A 16,766-nucleotide genomic window follows, 5' to 3' on the forward strand; every position below is an offset into this window, starting at 1 on the left:
GTCAAGCTTTAATAGAAGCTGCCATTGAGCAACAAGCAGATGCTATTTTGGTTCATCATGGTTTTTTTTGAAAGGGGAATCTCAACCAATAACGGGTATGAAAAAGCGTCGCATAGGCGCACTACTAGCAAACGACATTAATTTATTCGGCTATCATTTACCACTCGATATTCATCCAGCAGTTGGCAATAACGCACAACTTGCAAAGTTATTAGATATTGAAATTGAAACAGGGCTAGAGCCAACTTCAAATAGCGTAGCAATGAAAGGGCGTTTAAAAACACCATTAAGTGGTGAAGATTTTGCAGATAAAATTGCAAAAGTGCTTAATCGAACCCCGCTCACAAGCTTAGTACGCTCAGCTAAAATAGAAACCATTGCACTGTGTACTGGTGGTGGGCAAGGATATATTGATTTAGCAGCAGAGCAAGGCATTGATGCTTATTTAACGGGTGAAGCATCGGAGCAGACAATTCATAGTTCTCGTGAGCAAAACATTGATTTTTTTGCAGCTGGGCATCATGCAACAGAGCGCTATGGCGTAAAAGCACTAGGTGAGTTACTTGCTCAAGAGCATGGTTTTGATGTGACATTTATAGATATAGATAATCCAGTTTAGTAGTGGGAATTAAAGCGCCTCTGGATCTATCCAGCGGCGCAAACTTATCCATATATTTCCTACTAGTTCGTGACTATATTGCGTAACCACAAGTAAGGCTTGGGCATTTGGAATAAATTGTTTGCTCCACGGCAGCGCTGCAAAATTATGGTAATCAGTGGCTGCGGTAACTACTTCAATACCTTGAGCATTAAATAAGTCTTTGGCACGTGGCATGTGCAGTACAGATGTTACTAGCGCAACTTTAAAGTCGACTAATTTTGATGCGAGTAACTTAGCTTCTTCACCTGTATCCATTGCTTTAGGGTTTTGGAATATACGACTCTTCTTAACGCCTAAACTAATTGCCGTTTGATACATAAGCCCGCTGTTAGTGATATTTTGATAACCTCCACCTGAAACTATAAGCACTGCATTAGGGTAGTGCTTTGCCAGTTTTACACCTTCTACTAAGCGGGTTAGCGCACAATTACCCAGTTGATTATTAGCGCTGAGTGCTGGGTTTGGGTTTATATCGCAACCTAGTACAACTATTTTATCTATTTTTGGATGCTTTAGGGTATTAAATGCAAGCGATGCAGGTTCATTATTTTGGATAATTAAATTGGCGATAAAGGGTGTGCTTAATGCAAGTAATACAATTAAGCTTAAAGTCGATAAGAAGAGAGCTGATTTACGGCTTTTAAATGCGAGTAGGAGCATCAGGCACGCAAATATGCCAAATAGAGGCAGTGGCATAAGTAAGCCACCAATCATTTTTTTAACAACAAACATAAGAGTTAAACGCTGCAGGGTTAATTACAGCGATATTACTCATTATATTGATGATTATCGACCGTTATTTAGTTTACATGTATTTAAAAAGTGACGATAAACAGGGTTATCTTTCATGTCTTTTTTCATTGCTAAATACATAGGACGAGTAAGGCCAAGAGCGCCCAAAGGGATTGATTTAATTAAGCCTTGGCTTTCATAAGGTGTAACTAGCCAATCAGGTAAAGCGGCAACGCCCATCCCAGCACTTACTAGTTGAAAAATTAGTAACCCTTGGTCAACCGTTTTTAACGTTCCGTCAAAACGTGCATTTTGAATGAAATGCTTAAATATATCTTGGCGTTCGCGCGGGATAGGGTATGAAATAATAGTTTCGTTTTTTAAATCAAGTGCGGTTACATACGCTTTTTTAGCAAGTTCATGATCCGGTGCTACAATAAGCTTCAATTTAAAATCAAATAAGTGCGCGTATTCTAATGTGTCGGGTTCTCGTATGTCAGATGTTAAAACTAAATCGAGCTCATCGCTAAGTAAGTCAGGAATAGCGTCGTAACTAAAGCCACGTTCATAATCAATTTTTATATCAGGCCAAAAGTTATTAAATTCTTTAATAGTAGGTAGTAACCAATGAAAACATGCATGGCACTCTACACTTAGGCGAAGTTGAGAAATAGGCTGGTTTAAACTTTCTTTTAGACGGCATTTAGTTGCTTCTACTTTTGGTAAAATTTCATGAGCTAATTCAAGTAACAGCATTCCTTGGGGAGTAAATCGGACTGGTTGAGTTTTACGCTCGAATAACTGGCAATCTAATTTATTCTCTAAATCCTTGATCTGGTGGGATAAAGCAGATTGCGTTAGAAACAACTCTCTTGCTGTATTAACCAAAGATCCTGTTTCTTTTAGGGTAGCAATCGTTTTTAAGTGTTTAAGACCAATCATCTTTAAATATTCTCATGGTAAAATTGAGTTTAGCTCAGATTAACTACATACTACGCTCATATAAAAAACGTTTCAACGTCTAGATGGCTAAAGTATTTAATTTATTTCTGTGAATCAATTAAATATTAAAATTATTAGCGATAAAAAATGATTTAAAACTGGTTTGATACGTTTTAGATGAGTTTACTTCATGTTGTATTATAAAATTGCTCGATTATAGTCTATCTATGCTGGTGTAATAGTTAGCAATCTACATAGGTTTACTCGTTTCAACAGGCGATGAGGTTTAGATTTGAAGTTTTTATTTAGCATTGTTCGAGATAAAAATTTACAAGGTGTGCATGTCCAGCAAACCAAAAGTTACAAGAAAAATTAAAGTGAACGCTACTTTATAATGAGTGAGCCAGCAAATTACTTGCTGGCTTTTTTAAAGGTTTATAATGGATTGTTGATTAGTAATATAGCTTCTTTTGCTGTAACAGGTTTTGACTTTAAAAAGCCCTGGCCATATTCACAATGAGTTGTTTGTAGTTTAGTAAGTTGTTCAATTGTTTCAATTCCCTCAGCCACCACTTCTAATTTTAAAGATTGGGCTAATGATAAAATAGCTTCTACCAATGGGTTAGATGAATCTTGTAAATGATCGATAAAGCTCTTATCTATTTTTAAAATATGAATAGGAAGCTGATGTAAATAACCAAGTGCTGAATAGCCAGTACCAAAATCATCGAGGCATAATTTAACCTTTAATGGAGAAAGTCCTTCAATTATTTGTGTGGCAAGCTCTAGATTTTCAATTAACCCAGACTCCGTTATTTCTAAACATAAAGAGCCTAATGGGAGTTGGTATTTGTTGTATAGTGCATGTATCTGAGCAACAAAGTCGAGACTTGCAAAGTGCCGTGAAGATACATTAACCGTTACTTTTAAAAAACGGTGTCCTTGTTGGTGCCAATCTGAAATATGTTGCGCTGCTAAATCGAGTAAATGTAAATCAAGATTTATAATCTGCCCTGTAGTTTCCGCTATCGGTATAAAGTCGTTTGGTGGAACAAACCCTTTGCTAGGATGGTGCCATCGAACTAGAGCTTCAAACCCGATTACTTTACTTTCCGCTATAGTAAAAATGGGTTGAAAGTAGAGTTCAAATTCGTTGTGTTCTATCCCATGCTGTAAGTCATTTTCTATATCTGCGTGATTTTTAAGTTTTCTACGCATTGTATTATTAAAAAACTTAACTTGGCCGCGACCAGACGACTTAGCCTCATACATAGCAGCGTCAGCTTGTTGTAAAAGAATATAAGCTTTGTTGTTTGCATTATCGCTATAAGCAATACCTATACTAGTAGAGGCTTGTAATAGGTGCCCATCAACGTTGATTGGTTTTGAAAGCACTGTTTGAATACGATTAAGAGCTTCATTAACTTGGTTACGATGTGTAATATTCTCCATGAAAATAGCGAATTCGTCCCCTCCTAAACGAGTAAAAGTATCCGTGTTTCGCACAGTCTCTTTTATTAATTCACATATCTTAATCAAAAAATGATCACCAACTTCATGACCAAGTGCGTCATTGATACTTTTGAACCGATCAAAGTCTAAATAGAGAAGTGCGTGTGTAGTGCCTTTTTTAGCGCGAGTTAAACGTAAAATAGCATGTTTAATTCTCTCAATAAGTAAAGAGCGATTGGCAAGACCTGTTAACTCGTCATGAAGAGCACGATGCTCTAATTCTTGACGTGCTAATTGACGGTCAATAGCCATACTTATTTGACGGCTTACATAGGTAAGAAGGGCACTATCATGTTCATTATATTGCAAGTTTGTATCGTAGCTTTGTACAACAATTACACCGCTTATGCGTTCATTAGCTTTAAATGGGACACCTAACCAAGATTCAGGCTGCCTACCTACCATCTTAAAATTACCATTGTTTATATGCTGTTGAAATGCTTGTTTATTTAGTAGCAGTTTTTGTCCAGTTTGTAATAAATAATACGAAGCTGTATTTTTAAGTTGTTCTTTAGATGCTTTTTGATGGCATTTAGTACTAATACCTTCCTCTACTATGTAAACCAAATCGAGTATATCGACGTGTTTATCATAAAGAGCTATGAAAAAGTTATCTGCGCGGAGTAAGCTATTTATTATTGCATGTAGGGATTCAAAAAAAGTATCTAGATCGTTAGCTTTATAAGTTAAGTTGGCTATCTGTAGTAGGCTATTTTCTAATTTTTGAGCTTCATTAAGCTGTCCAACTGTTTTTTGTAGGTTAGTAACGGTATTAACTTGATTTATTTTGGCACTGAGTAAATGCGCAACCGTTGTAAGTATTTCTAAGTGAGCATTATTAAAATAGCTTTTTATCGGATGCTCGCAATCTATAACGCCTAACACCCGTTCTTTATAAATCAGCGGTACACACAATTCAGACTGAGCAGGTCGTTCGTCAGCTATATAGCGGTCGTCTTTTGTAACATCATCAATAATAACCGCTTTCCCAGTGCTTGCAACAGCACCAGTGATACCTTCACTAAAGCGAATCACTTTACGCTCTGCTTGATATTTGTCTCGGGCGTGTGCAATACCCATAGAAGCGACTTGATTTAATGTGGAGCTAGAAATATCGGATAAATAAATTACACAATCAACAAAGCCTAAACGATTAACAACTTGTGTTGTGACATATGCAAAGAGTTCATCGAGAGTATCAAGTTGTAATAAACTAGATGAAAACTGATTGATAATACTCAGATGATCAGTTTTTATTTCAAGTGCTTTAGTAGCATCAGTTTTGTGAGACATAGACAATTTATATTATTCTTTTTATTTTTAAGTACAGCGACAAGTTAACCTAATATAGGATTGTTGTACAAAATAAAACGATGAATGGTTCTAATAAATTGTACAGTTGTACAAAGAACTCATTAGCTTTAGTTACATAACTGAGTTAAGTCATCGGTATAAGATTATTTTGAATAAAATCTTTACTCGAAAACATCATGTGCCTATGATCGGATAAATTCAGCCGTGGAACAAAGAAATGACGAATAATACAAACTCTGAAACAACATTAACGATTACTCGCCCTGATGATTGGCATGTACATTTACGTGATGGTGATCAGCTAAAAGATACTGTACGTGATATTAGCCGCTACATGGGACGCGCTATTATTATGCCAAATCTTGTTCCGCCAGCAACGTGTACTGATACTGCGCTATCTTATCGAGAACGTATTATGGCGGCAAACCCACAAGGTGATTTTGAGCCATTAATGGTGCTGTATCTTACAGATAAAACAACTCCCGAGGAAATTGTAAAAGCTAAAGCGACAGGTAAAATAGTTGCAGCTAAACTTTATCCCGCCGGTGCGACAACAAATTCTGATTCAGGCGTAACCTCAGTTAAAAATATTTACCCAGTGCTCAAAGCAATGCAAAAAGTGGGAATGCTTTTATTAGTGCACGGTGAGGTTACAGATTCTTCAATTGATATTTTTGATCGTGAAAAAGTATTTTTAGATACAATTTTAGGAGATGTAGTAAGTGACTTTCCTGAGCTTAAAATTGTACTCGAGCATATTACAACAAAAGATGCAGTCGAGTTTGTAGTTAATGCACCTAGCAATGTAGCGGCAACAATTACAGCGCATCACTTACTTTATAACCGTAATCACATGTTAGCGGGTGGAATTCGCCCACATTATTACTGTTTGCCAATTCTAAAGCGTAACATTCACCAGCAAGCATTAATGGCTGCAGCCATAAGTGGAAATAAAAAATTCTTCTTAGGAACTGATTCTGCTCCACATTATAAAGATAAAAAAGAAGCGGCTTGTGGTTGTGCTGGTGCATATACGGCTCATGCCGCTATTGAGTTATATGCTGAAGCTTTCGAAGAAGCAGGAGCTTTGGACATGCTTGAAGGATTTGCAAGCCACTTTGGTCCTGACTTTTATGAGTTGCCGCGTAATGCCGACACAATCACATTAGAAAGAAAACCATGGAAGGTACCTGCAAGTTATACATTAGGCGACTCTGAAGTTGTACCTATAAAGGCTGAAGATACGATTGATTGGTTTGTTAAATAGTTAATACTTTATATTCAAACCTAAAGCCGCTTAATTTTTAAAGCGGCTATTTTGTTTGTGTTTTTGATATTATTGAAGTGTTATTTGACACTATAGCGGTTTTAGAGGGCTTTTATACACACCTATAGCAATATATATTACAATAAGACTTTATAGCTTTTGCTTATAAATTAATCAGTTAGGGTCGGTTTAAAACAAATTTATATTTTTAATAAATAATTCCCAATTAATAGAGCGAAAAAAAATATAATGTGTTAATCTTACCTTGCTTTGAGTTTTTATGTATTGAATTTACGGATATTGTGCTGCGTTTAAGGTTACCGGTTAGGTTATTACTTGTTCCTGTACTGTACCTCCATATTTTTGAGCATTGACTCAGGGAGGATATTGCCATAATAATATGGCTGAATTTTAATTATTGACTTACAGGAAAATTTAGTATGTCGGTTACTGGTAAAGTAAAGTTTTTCAACGAAGCTAAAGGCTTTGGTTTCATTGAACAAGAAAATGGTCCTGACGTGTTTGTACATTTCAGCGCAATCACTGGTTCTGGTTTTCGCACTCTTAGCGAAGGTCAAGCAGTGACATTCAGCATCAAACAAGGTCAAAAAGGCCCTGAAGCTGAGAACGTAGAAGCAGCATAATTTATTATGTGAACTCTTGTTCATCTTGGTGAAGCAGGTCTCTGTTTCACCATAATTTCTTTTATTATCTAAATCCTCATTTTTCAAAAATTCTTCTTACTTAATTCGATTTTAATAAATAAAATCTATAATGTCTTTTTCTTGAACTTATCTAAACTTTATAATTAGACTCAACTATTATTGTTTAATCATCAAATCTGATTTTATTATTCGAAATAGTCCTATGACAAAAATACCCCAAAGTAGCGCACAAATTATAATAAACTTATTTCAAACTACGGTTTAGTATTGACTTAATTAACGTGTAATCAGCCATTAATTGACGCATAAACTTGTCTTACTTTATTTTAAAAACCCTTAGCCAGAACTAAAGTCAGTTTCTATGGCTGGGTTGAATCATATATTATTGCGTCATACTTTTAAGCATACCTTTGTATAAATTTTTGAGTACCACTAGGATGTGTTGACCTTTGGAGGTTGAATTTGCAACGGTATATTTTTTTAATTAAAGCAGTGTATACCGAGTGGGGTCATTCCCTTTAAACAGGCGATAACGATGTGTAAAGTCCAAACACACGATGCTCTAGGGTCTGACTAGGGGTTACATGTATGTGCTGCTCTGTTTGGCTTATTTTATATGGATGTTAGTCATTAGAGTATCGCTTGAGCAGTTACCAAGCCCACTAGGTTACAAAACTTGCTCCGCGATTAAATTGTTTCTAAATTGAACTGATTTCAATCCTGAAATATCAACATACCTTAGTTTTTAACGTCATTTCCTGATGTAAATACCTCTTTTTGATATCTAAATTAGGCTATCGTATTGCTTGTATTAAAGTGATCTTTAAAAAAGTAATAACCCAATCTTACGTACATATTTTGTATCGAAGGTATAAGGGCTTAATAGATTATATTTAATGTATCTTAGAATAAGTTGTTCATGATGAATAAGCCTCTTTTAATTTGAAATCATCAATTTTGAAAAATAAACTGACTTTAGCTCTTGGTTTTGTATTGAATACTGGAGAAAAGTATAAACTCATTTTCTTGTTGTTTTATTGTGCGATAAACGGTTTGTTTTTTCAGACGAAGTGTTAGTCAAGAGTTAAAATATACTGAAATCGTTTAAAAAATAACTTTTATTATATGAAAGTAGAATTATTTTGTTTTTTTTCAGCGTCAATTTAGGCTTGGCTAAATGTTGCATTTATGTTGTTTTTTGTCAGCGTGATACACATGAATACACTCCTTAAAAGGGTTTAATACAAATATTAATAAAAACATTGGTTGCAATAATGTTAATTATTAAGAGCTGGTACTTTAGTTTAAACTTTAAGTTGGTTATTTATTTACTTAGATTAGCAAACATCAAGTTGACAGCGCTTATTGCATTTAGCATTATTGGAAGGTTGATATCTATTAAAAGATATCAGGGTTGTTCTCTTCGGAGGATAATTAAATTATAAAAGTAACATTACTTAATTGGTTGGGAACTATGTCTGTTAAAATCAGAAAGAGTCTTGTAGCAACTGCGTTGGTTGGCGCATTTGCATTTGCAAGCAGCAATGTGATTGCAGATCCTTTGAATGACGTGCAAAAAGCAGGTCAAGAAATTCAAAAGGCTGCGGTTAAGTCTCAAACTAAAATTGACAATGTATATGGTCAAACTCAAGAGCTAATAGCTGAGTACCGTAGCGTCGTTGATGAGACTGAACTTATGAAAGTGTATAACGATCATGTATCGCGCTTGGTAGATAGCCAAAATGCGTCGATTGAATCGTTTGATCGTCAAATCGCTACTATTGATAACACTAAACAAAACGTTGTGCCTTTGATGTATCGCATGATCGATACGCTTGAGCAATTCATCAAAGCGGACGTTCCATTTAATCTTGAAACGCGTTTAGGACGTGTTGAAAGACTTCGTGAAATCATGGTTTCTGCGTCTGTAACGACGTCTGAAAAATTCCGTCAAGTACTTGAAGCTTACACTATTGAAACAGCATACAGCTCACTTGTATCTGCTTCACAAGGTACATTAGAAGTTGACGGCAAAAGCATTAACGTTGATATCGGTCAGTTAGGTCGTATTACTTACGTTGCTCAGTCTTTTGACTTGAAACATGCTTGGGTGTGGGATAACAATACTAAACAGTGGAAAGAATTAGGTGAAGAATACCTAAAACCTGTGAAAGAAGTTATTCGTATGGCGCGTAAGCAAGCGACATTAGAACTTGTTAAACTACCTATCTTTGGCGCGGAGTAATCAATAATGAAGAAACTATTTAAAGGTTTTGCTGTTGCAGCAGTACTAACTGTTTCTGCAGGTACCGCGCTTAATGCACATGCAAATACTGATGCTTTAGACAAAATTCTTGAGCAAGTAAAGCAAGAGCGTATCTCTGAAGGTAAAATCAATAAGCAACGTGAGCAAGAGTTCTTATCAGAGCGTGCTGACAAGCAATCATTACTTAACAAAGCTAAAAGCCAACTTGCTTCTGAAAAAGCACGTGGTGAAAGCTTAGCTAAGCAATATGCACAAAACGAAAATACGCTAGCTGAAAAAGAAGCAGCTCTACAAAGTGCCCAAGGTACTTTAGGTGAGATGTTTGGTGTTGTACGTCGTGCAGCGCAAGATGCTATCGGTTCTATCGAAGCGTCACTAGTTAGTGCTGAAAAACCAGGTCGTGCTGAAATCTTACGTTCGTTAGCAGCTGCTAAAGAACTTCCAACTGTTCGTGAACTTGAAGAACTTTGGATTTCACTTCAAACTGAAATGACAGAATCAGCTAAAGTTTCAACTTTTGAAACTGAAGTTGCTGGTCTTGACGGTAACCCGTCAATGAAAAAAGTAACACGTATCGGTAACTTTAACTTAGTTACAGACGATGGTTACTTAATTTATTCACCAGAGACTAAGTCTATTCAGCCTCTAGGTAAACAGCCTGATAGCTATATTTTAGACGGTATCACTGATCTTGAAAATACATCACCAGATAACTACGCTGGTGTTTACATAGATCCGACTCGTGGTGCTATCTTACGTATCAACACTCAAAAAGCGACCCTTATGGAATACTTCCATCAAGGTGGCGTAGTTGGTTATATCATCACGGCTTTACTTGGCCTAGGTATGCTAATTACTCTAATCCGTTTTGTTGACCTTACACTTACTACGAGTAAGATTAAGAGCCAGCTTAAAAATGTTGCTACACCGAATACAAATAACCCACTGGGTCGTATTCTTAAAGTGTACCATGACAACAAGAACCAAGATGTTGAAAACCTTGAGCTTAAACTTGATGAAGCGATTCTACGTGAAACGCCACGCATTGAAGCTGGTATCAATATAATTAAAATTCTTGCTGCAATCGCACCGTTACTAGGTCTACTAGGTACAGTAATCGGTATGATCTTAACGTTCCAAACAATCACATTGTTCGGTACGGGTGATCCGAAGATCATGGCAGGTAACATCTCTCTAGCACTTGTAACTACAGCGCTAGGCCTAATTGCTGCATTACCACTAATTCTACTTCATGCTCTTGTAGCTGGTCGTAGTAAGTCGGTATTACACATCCTTGATGAGCAAAGCGCGGGTATCGTTGCTACTCACGCGGAGAAGGAGAAAGCCTAATGCTAGTCCTGATGGAGATATGGGAATCTATCAGGGATTTTGTTGGCACAGGCGGCCAGGTTTTATACGTGGTCGCGATAGCACTCTTTCTTATGTGGGTTTTAATGATTGAGCGCTATTGGTTCCTACTTGCAGAATTTCCTCGCACAGCGAAAGAAATTGTAGCAAAGTGGGATGCCCGCCAAGACACTACGTCTTGGTACGCACACAGAATCCGTGAAGCATGGATTTCTGAAGCGTCTGAAAAATTAGATCAGCGTATGTTGTTGATTAAGACATTAGTAGCTGTTTGTCCTTTAATAGGCTTACTTGGTACTGTTACTGGTATGATCTCGGTTTTTGAAACCATGGCCAACCAGGGTACGGGTAACGCACGTTTAATGGCATCAGGTATTTCAATGGCAACAATCCCAACAATGGCTGGAATGGTTGCGGCATTATCTGGAGTATTTTTTAGCTCACGTCTTGAGACAAAAGCTAAAATGGTGAAAGCCAAACTTATTGATAGTATGCCTCATCACTAGAGAGAGAATTAAATATGGCACGTAAACAACGTTTTCGTGAAGAAGAAGAAGCAGCGGTTGATATGACGCCAATGCTTGACATCGTATTTATCATGCTTATTTTCTTTATCGTAACTACATCGTTCGTTAAAGAGGCTGGTATCGAGGTCAATAAACCAAAAGCTGCCCAAGCTACTAAGCAAAAAAATGCTAACATTTTTATTGCTATCCGTAGTAACGGCGAAATCTGGGTTGATAAACAACAAATTGATGTTGAACGTATTTCAGCAAAAATCGAAAGTTTATTAGCAGAACAACCTACTGAAGTTGTGATTATACAAGCTGATAAAGAAGCTAAACACGGCACAGTGGTTAAAGTTATGGACCAGATTAAAGCGACGGGTGACAACCTTAGAATTTCAATAGCTGGAGATCAGTAATGATTCGTTTTCTGTTTTCACTGATTGCAGGTGGGGCAGTTACTTTCGGCTTGTTCTACTTCATGGCCTTCCTCATCTCTGGTGGGGCTGACCGTAATACGGAACAAAAAGAGCAGATCATAGTCGAAATAATGACGAATCCGCCTGAATCTAAGGTGCAGGAGAGGAAGCGTGTACCGCCTCCTCCTCCTCCACCGCCAAAGCAGCCGCCTAAACCGCAGCCGCCACAGCCGGAAAATAATAACCCTAATCCTGGTGCTATGTCATTTAATATGGGTAGTATCGATATAGGTAGTTCAGCTGGTGGATTAAGTGGTCCTGGTGCATTTGGACGAGATGGTGATGCGACACCTATCGTTCGTATAGAACCAAAATATCCAACGCAAGCAGCACGTGATGGCAAAGAAGGTTGGGTACAACTTTCATTCACAATTGATGAGTTAGGTGGGGTTATTGATGTTGAAGTAATTGACGCAGAACCTAAACGTATCTTTGATCGTGAAGCTAAACGCGCATTGCGTAAGTGGAAGTACCGTCCGAAAATAATCGACGGAAAACCACAGAAACAACCAGGTTTACAAGTTCAATTAGACTTTAAACTTAACCAAGGCAACTAAGGAGGCGAGTAATGAGAAATTTTTCTAAAGTAACTGCTCTTGCGATTCTTATGTCTGTGACTGGTGCTACTTTAAGTGCATCTGTTTTAGCAGCGCCAGATTACGCAAAAATTGAAGAGCGTAAAAAAGCAAAAACTAAAATCATGGGCGAGCGTACTGGTAAAAAGGTAATTAAAGCATTTGAATTGTACAACGAAGAAAAAGTTGATGAAGCAATTGTTTTGCTTAGAGAGATTGATGCTTCGAATGACTTTGATAAAGCGACTGTAAATCGTTACTTAGGTAGCATGTACGCGCAAAAAGAAAAGTATGACGAAGCAATTAAATATTCTAAACAAGCAGTTGCCCCTGATGTTTTAAACTTTGCTGATCAAGAACAAACTCTAAAATTGTTAGGCGATTTATACGCCGGTACTGAAAAGTATCAAGAAGCCAAAAAAGCGTATGTTGCTTGGATGGACTTTACCGGTGCAGAAGACCCTACGGTTTATACGCGTATTGCCCAAGCTAATTTCCAGTTAGGTCAATTCCGTGATGTTTTTGAACCAGCAGATAAGGCAATTAAACTTCAAAAAGAGCCAAATAAAGGCCCTTTCCAACTAAAACTAGCTGCATACTTTGAACTTAAAGATTATGCAAGTATGGTTAAAGTTGGCGAAGAAATTGTTCGTGTATGGCCTGATGATAAAAAAGCTTGGATTGGTTTAGGTAAATATTACCTACAAACTGAGGATTATTCTAAAGGTTTAGCAACTATGGAAGTTGCATACAATAATGGTTACTTTGAAAATGAAGTTGATTATAAAGTCTTATCTAACTTTTATTCTTTAAACGAGATACCTTTTAAAGCAGCTGTAACGCTTGAAAAGGCAGTTAAAGAAGAGAAAGTTAAACGTACAAAGCAAAATGTAACTGCAATTGCTAGTAATTATCATCGTTCTAAAGATTTAGAAAAAGCTGCTAAGTATTACGAAGAGGCTGCTAAATTTGATGATGATGCTGAGCTTTACCGCAAAGCGGGTTCGTTACTTTTACAATCTGAGAAATTCAGTGCTTCTGTTGTTCGTTTGAACAAATCATTAGAGCTTGGCTCTGATAAAAAAGGTACTATTTATTCAGATTTAGCTGAAGCGTATTATTACCAAGGCAAGTATAAGCAAGCATATGCTGCTATTACTAAAGCAATGGACGACCCTCGCACTCGTAAGTTTGCAAAAGGTTGGGCTACTTATATTAAAGATAAAGCCGCTCGCAACGGTGTTACTATTTAACTTTAATTAGCTAAAGCAACTTATAAAAAGCCCCTATGGGGCTTTTTTTATTGGAATTACTATGTATAAAAAGCTCACTTTTTCATTACTACTGTGCTTATTTTTAGCTGCATGTTCAAAGCAAGCTCAAAGATATGAGTCGTTTGAGGATGCACAAATCGCATTAAAAGCTTTAAATATTGCGCTCTTACAAACGGACACTAGAAAAACCGATAAAATTACTAAAGAGCATTTAGTTTTTTCTGATGTGTATTTAGCAAAACGTCATACTATTTATCAGAATTTAATGGATATGCAGCTTAGCCTCAATCAAATTGCACAAGTAAACTACTTGGTTATTGCAGAGCGATTTCCTGAACGTTATTTTAATTGGCCGGCTCAAGTTAATGTTTTAAAAAACATGCTTGCTTTTGAAAACTCAAAAAACACACCAGATAATGTTATTACTTGGCTTAAATTGACCCAAGATACTTTAGACGGTGCTAAAAAAAGTAATTTAAAGCTCAACAAAATTGAACTTGCACTGCTACAAAGCTATGTATTAAGTGCCATTGCAAATGATGATGTTCAACCTGCTCTTAAAAGTCATATAAGAGCTTTTAGTGATTATTTATCCAGTTATAAACCTCGTGGTAGTGTGGGGTTAAGAGGGCTTCCAAATGGAACAGATTGGTACCAAAGTAAACTTAATTACTTCAGTGGTGAAGTGCACTCCCCACTTGAATGGGTAACTCTTCTTAATGAGCAAATAAAACTATTAGAGCGTGTAGCATTAGATAATAAATTAGCTAGTTCACACCAAAAATCATTTTTAGTGCAATACTTATCGGCTGAAAAATTAATAGAGGGGCTTGATTGGCAATCTAGTTACCAAGACTTACCTGCAATGGCGAGTACTATGAGTATGTCAAATGAAGATAAAGCGATTATGCTTGCAATGATGGAAACAGATATAGGTGTTCATTATCACGCTTGGACCTTGCCACAAGCAAAGGTGAACCTTATAAAGCGCTTAGAAATAAACCCAAAAGAGGCTCAATACTTAGTTGAAGATATAATACTCTACCCAGGGCAATCATTTAGCTTTATCCAGCAATTGATGTAATGACTTTAAAGTGCGCTTATTGTGCGCACTTTGTACACCGTTGAGTTGCGGGGTCTAGTTTAAGCAATTTTGCTGATATTTTTTCCTCACAGTCACAGCAGTATCCATACTGGCCAATTTCTATTTGGCTTACAGCGGCTTCTAGTTTAGTCATGCGATTGATTAAAAGCGCATACTCAGGCCCTAATTTTTGTGCTGCGTAGTCTAACCACTCATTATTTGCTGTATCAGCTAAAATTTGTATTAAATGGTGATGTGCAGGGTAAGCTGATTTAGAAAGCATGGTTAATATATTTAATTTAACTTGTGCTATTTCATCGTTAAGTCTTTTTTGATGATGCATTATCAGTACAACCTTATTAAATGGGCTTTACGTTATACTGATATTATCTAGAGTCTTTAAGTTAGTCGTTATGATTTGAATCAAGTTGCGGCGCTTTGGCGTATTTATTTAATACGCTTGCCACATCTTCTTTACTTTTTAAACGTCTGATTTCATCAAATAAAGCTATTGCTTGCGGATATTGACGTTTCAAATAACCGAGCCATTGTTTAGTACGTGAAGCAAAATATTTTTCATCCTTCGCGGGGTCTTGATGAATTGATGAGTGAATTAAATGGTAAATAATATGCTCCCATTGGAGTCCATCATAGTGTTCGTTATTTACATGAGCTTTAATTTTTCTTGCCAAATCGGGATGCGAAAGCGCGCCACGACCCAACATTAAATCACTGCACCCACTTCGTTTTTGGCAAAGCATAGCATCCTCAACTTGCCAAATTTCACCATTGGCAACCACAGCAATGTCTTTATTTTTTATTATTGGTGGAATCTTTTCCCAATAAGCAGGTGGGTTATAACCATCGCGTTTAGTTCTCGCATGGATTGCAATACTGTTTGCACCTGCACTTACTACCGCATCAACGATTTCTTGACTGTTACTATCGTCGTCAAATCCCAAGCGAATTTTTGCACTCACTTCATGTTTATTATCAACAGCATCTCGGACTGCTTTTATAATGGTGTGCATGTGTTCAGGATCTTTGAGTAGCACAGCACCCCCTCGACTACGATTAACGGTTTTTGCAGGGCAGCCGAAATTAAGATCGATGCCGTGAGAGCCTAAACTAATTGCTTTAACTGCGTTTTCAGCTAACACATTGGCAACCTGTCCTAACAATTGTACTCGTACAGGTGTACCTGCACGTGTAAATCCATTGTTAGCTAATTCAGGACAATAGCGATGAAAGACTTTATCAGGTAAGCGCGCTTCAACCACTCTTACAAACTCGGTAACGCACAAATCGAATCCACCAATGTCTGTAAGTAATTGGCGCATTTTAAAATCAACGACACCTTCCATAGGCGCTAAAACAAGTTTCATAAGGTGATTAATTTTGATAAAAAACTGGACGCATAGTTTACCTGTAAATCACACATTGATAAATCTGTAATTACCGACCATATTTAATGTAGAATCTGCAAAAGTGAATATTATGAAAATAAATGAAAGTTTTTATTCTTGTACAGGTCTACTTAAGCATACAAGCAATTTAAAATACATTTTTATTGCTGAAATTTACAATACTTGATTAAAGAGAGTCACAAAATGAATACAGTTAAAAAAAATACGATCGCGTTAACTCTAGGTGCAGTAGTTGTTGGCTCTGCAAGTTTTGTATCTGCAGACGTACAAGCTAACCCATTTGAGTTTCAACAATTGGTAACAGGTTACCAACTTGACGCTAAAGAAGGTAAATGTGGTGAAGGTAAATGTGGTGGCGATGCAAAAGATGCAAAAGCTAAAACAGAAGGCAAGTGTGGCGAAGGTAAATGTGGCGGCGACGCAAAAGATGCAAAAGCTAAAACAGAAGGTAAGTGCGGCGAAGGTAAATGTGGCGGCGATGCAAAAGATGCAAAAGGCATGAAAGCTAAAGCTGAAGGCAAGTGTGGTGAAGGTAAATGTGGCGGCGACGCAAAAGATACTAAAGGCATGAAAGCTAAAGTAGAAGGTAAGTGCGGCGAAGGTAAATGTGGTGGCGACGCAAAAGATACTAAAGGCGCAAAAGCTAAAGCAGAAGGCAAGTGCGGTGAAGGTAAATGTGGTGGCCGTTAATATC

General features: G+C 37.1%; 15 protein-coding genes and 1 pseudogene. 11 read left to right on the forward strand and 5 right to left on the reverse strand.

Translation table 11 applies throughout. From position 1 onward, the window contains the following. Positions 1-619: pseudogene (locus tag P20652_RS15565) on the forward strand (Nif3-like dinuclear metal center hexameric protein); the annotation flags it as partial. 9 nt (positions 620-628) lie between these two features. On the opposite strand, the gene P20652_RS15560 reads toward P20652_RS15565, so the two are convergent. The 3 genes from P20652_RS15560 to P20652_RS15550 all read right to left on the reverse strand — a co-directional run bounded on the left by P20652_RS15560 (position 629) and on the right by P20652_RS15550 (position 5,140). Next, positions 629-1,393 carry a YdcF family protein gene (locus P20652_RS15560; RefSeq protein ID WP_008165936.1) on the reverse strand — a complete coding sequence of 255 codons (765 nt, stop codon included), beginning with the start codon at positions 1,391-1,393 and terminating at the stop codon, positions 629-631. Between the two features lie 54 nt (positions 1,394-1,447). Continuing rightward, a complete protein-coding gene (locus tag P20652_RS15555) occupies positions 1,448-2,335 on the reverse strand; it encodes a LysR family transcriptional regulator (protein ID WP_008165938.1) in 888 nt (295 codons plus the stop codon). A 435-nt stretch (positions 2,336-2,770) separates the two neighbouring features. Continuing rightward, positions 2,771-5,140, reverse strand: coding sequence for an EAL domain-containing protein (locus P20652_RS15550; RefSeq protein WP_008165939.1), 2,370 nt, complete (start codon positions 5,138-5,140; stop codon positions 2,771-2,773). 238 nt (positions 5,141-5,378) lie between these two features. Here P20652_RS15550 and pyrC point away from each other — a divergent pair, with 238 nt between their 5' ends. From pyrC to P20652_RS15505, 9 genes are all read left to right on the forward strand, one after another. Beyond that, a complete protein-coding gene (pyrC, locus tag P20652_RS15545) occupies positions 5,379-6,428 on the forward strand; it encodes a dihydroorotase (protein WP_008165941.1) in 1,050 nt (349 codons plus the stop codon). A 440-nt stretch (positions 6,429-6,868) separates the two neighbouring features. After that, on the forward strand, positions 6,869-7,072 hold the full coding sequence (locus tag P20652_RS15540; protein ID WP_002961702.1) for a cold-shock protein: 204 nt from the start codon (positions 6,869-6,871) through the stop codon (positions 7,070-7,072). 1,495 nt (positions 7,073-8,567) lie between these two features. Continuing rightward, positions 8,568-9,338 carry a DUF3450 domain-containing protein gene (locus P20652_RS15535; protein WP_033017001.1) on the forward strand — a complete coding sequence of 257 codons (771 nt, stop codon included), beginning with the start codon at positions 8,568-8,570 and terminating at the stop codon, positions 9,336-9,338. 6 nt (positions 9,339-9,344) lie between these two features. Further along, positions 9,345-10,709 (forward strand): MotA/TolQ/ExbB proton channel family protein, encoded by a 1,365-nt coding sequence (locus tag P20652_RS15530; protein WP_008165945.1) that lies wholly within the window; start codon positions 9,345-9,347, stop codon positions 10,707-10,709. Then, positions 10,709-11,233, forward strand: coding sequence for a MotA/TolQ/ExbB proton channel family protein (locus P20652_RS15525; RefSeq protein WP_002961709.1), 525 nt, complete (start codon positions 10,709-10,711; stop codon positions 11,231-11,233). Before P20652_RS15530 ends, P20652_RS15525 begins: the two co-directional genes overlap by 1 nt. 14 nt (positions 11,234-11,247) lie before the next feature. Beyond that, a complete protein-coding gene (locus P20652_RS15520) occupies positions 11,248-11,652 on the forward strand; it encodes a biopolymer transporter ExbD (RefSeq protein ID WP_007583867.1) in 405 nt (134 codons plus the stop codon). Then, on the forward strand, positions 11,652-12,269 hold the full coding sequence (locus P20652_RS15515) for an energy transducer TonB (RefSeq protein ID WP_008165950.1): 618 nt from the start codon (positions 11,652-11,654) through the stop codon (positions 12,267-12,269). Before P20652_RS15520 ends, P20652_RS15515 begins: the two co-directional genes overlap by 1 nt. Before the next feature lie 11 nt (positions 12,270-12,280). Continuing rightward, positions 12,281-13,540, forward strand: coding sequence for a tetratricopeptide repeat protein (locus tag P20652_RS15510; protein WP_008165951.1), 1,260 nt, complete (start codon positions 12,281-12,283; stop codon positions 13,538-13,540). Between the two features lie 61 nt (positions 13,541-13,601). After that, positions 13,602-14,645: a hypothetical protein gene (locus P20652_RS15505; protein WP_008165953.1), complete on the forward strand. Its 1,044-nt coding sequence runs from the start codon at positions 13,602-13,604 to the stop codon at positions 14,643-14,645. A gap of 16 nt (positions 14,646-14,661) precedes the next feature. Here the strand turns inward: P20652_RS15505 and P20652_RS15500 are convergent, their stop codons facing one another. Both P20652_RS15500 and P20652_RS15495 read right to left on the reverse strand, forming a co-directional pair. Continuing rightward, positions 14,662-14,988 carry a TraR/DksA C4-type zinc finger protein gene (locus P20652_RS15500; protein WP_008165955.1) on the reverse strand — a complete coding sequence of 109 codons (327 nt, stop codon included), beginning with the start codon at positions 14,986-14,988 and terminating at the stop codon, positions 14,662-14,664. 61 nt (positions 14,989-15,049) lie between these two features. Further along, the gene (locus P20652_RS15495) at positions 15,050-16,030 is read right to left on the reverse strand and encodes a tRNA-dihydrouridine synthase (RefSeq protein ID WP_008165956.1); all 981 of its coding nucleotides are present in this window, start codon (positions 16,028-16,030) and stop codon (positions 15,050-15,052) included. Positions 16,031-16,255: 225 nt separating this feature from the next. Between P20652_RS15495 and P20652_RS15490 the strand changes: the two genes are divergently transcribed. Then, complete coding sequence (locus P20652_RS15490) at positions 16,256-16,762, forward strand: hypothetical protein (protein WP_008165958.1); 507 nt, start codon at positions 16,256-16,258, stop codon at positions 16,760-16,762. The last annotated feature ends 4 nt before the right edge of the window (positions 16,763-16,766 follow it).

It is taken from the genome of Pseudoalteromonas sp. BSi20652 (genome assembly GCF_000239855.1).
Taxonomy (GTDB): Bacteria; Pseudomonadota; Gammaproteobacteria; order Enterobacterales; family Alteromonadaceae; genus Pseudoalteromonas.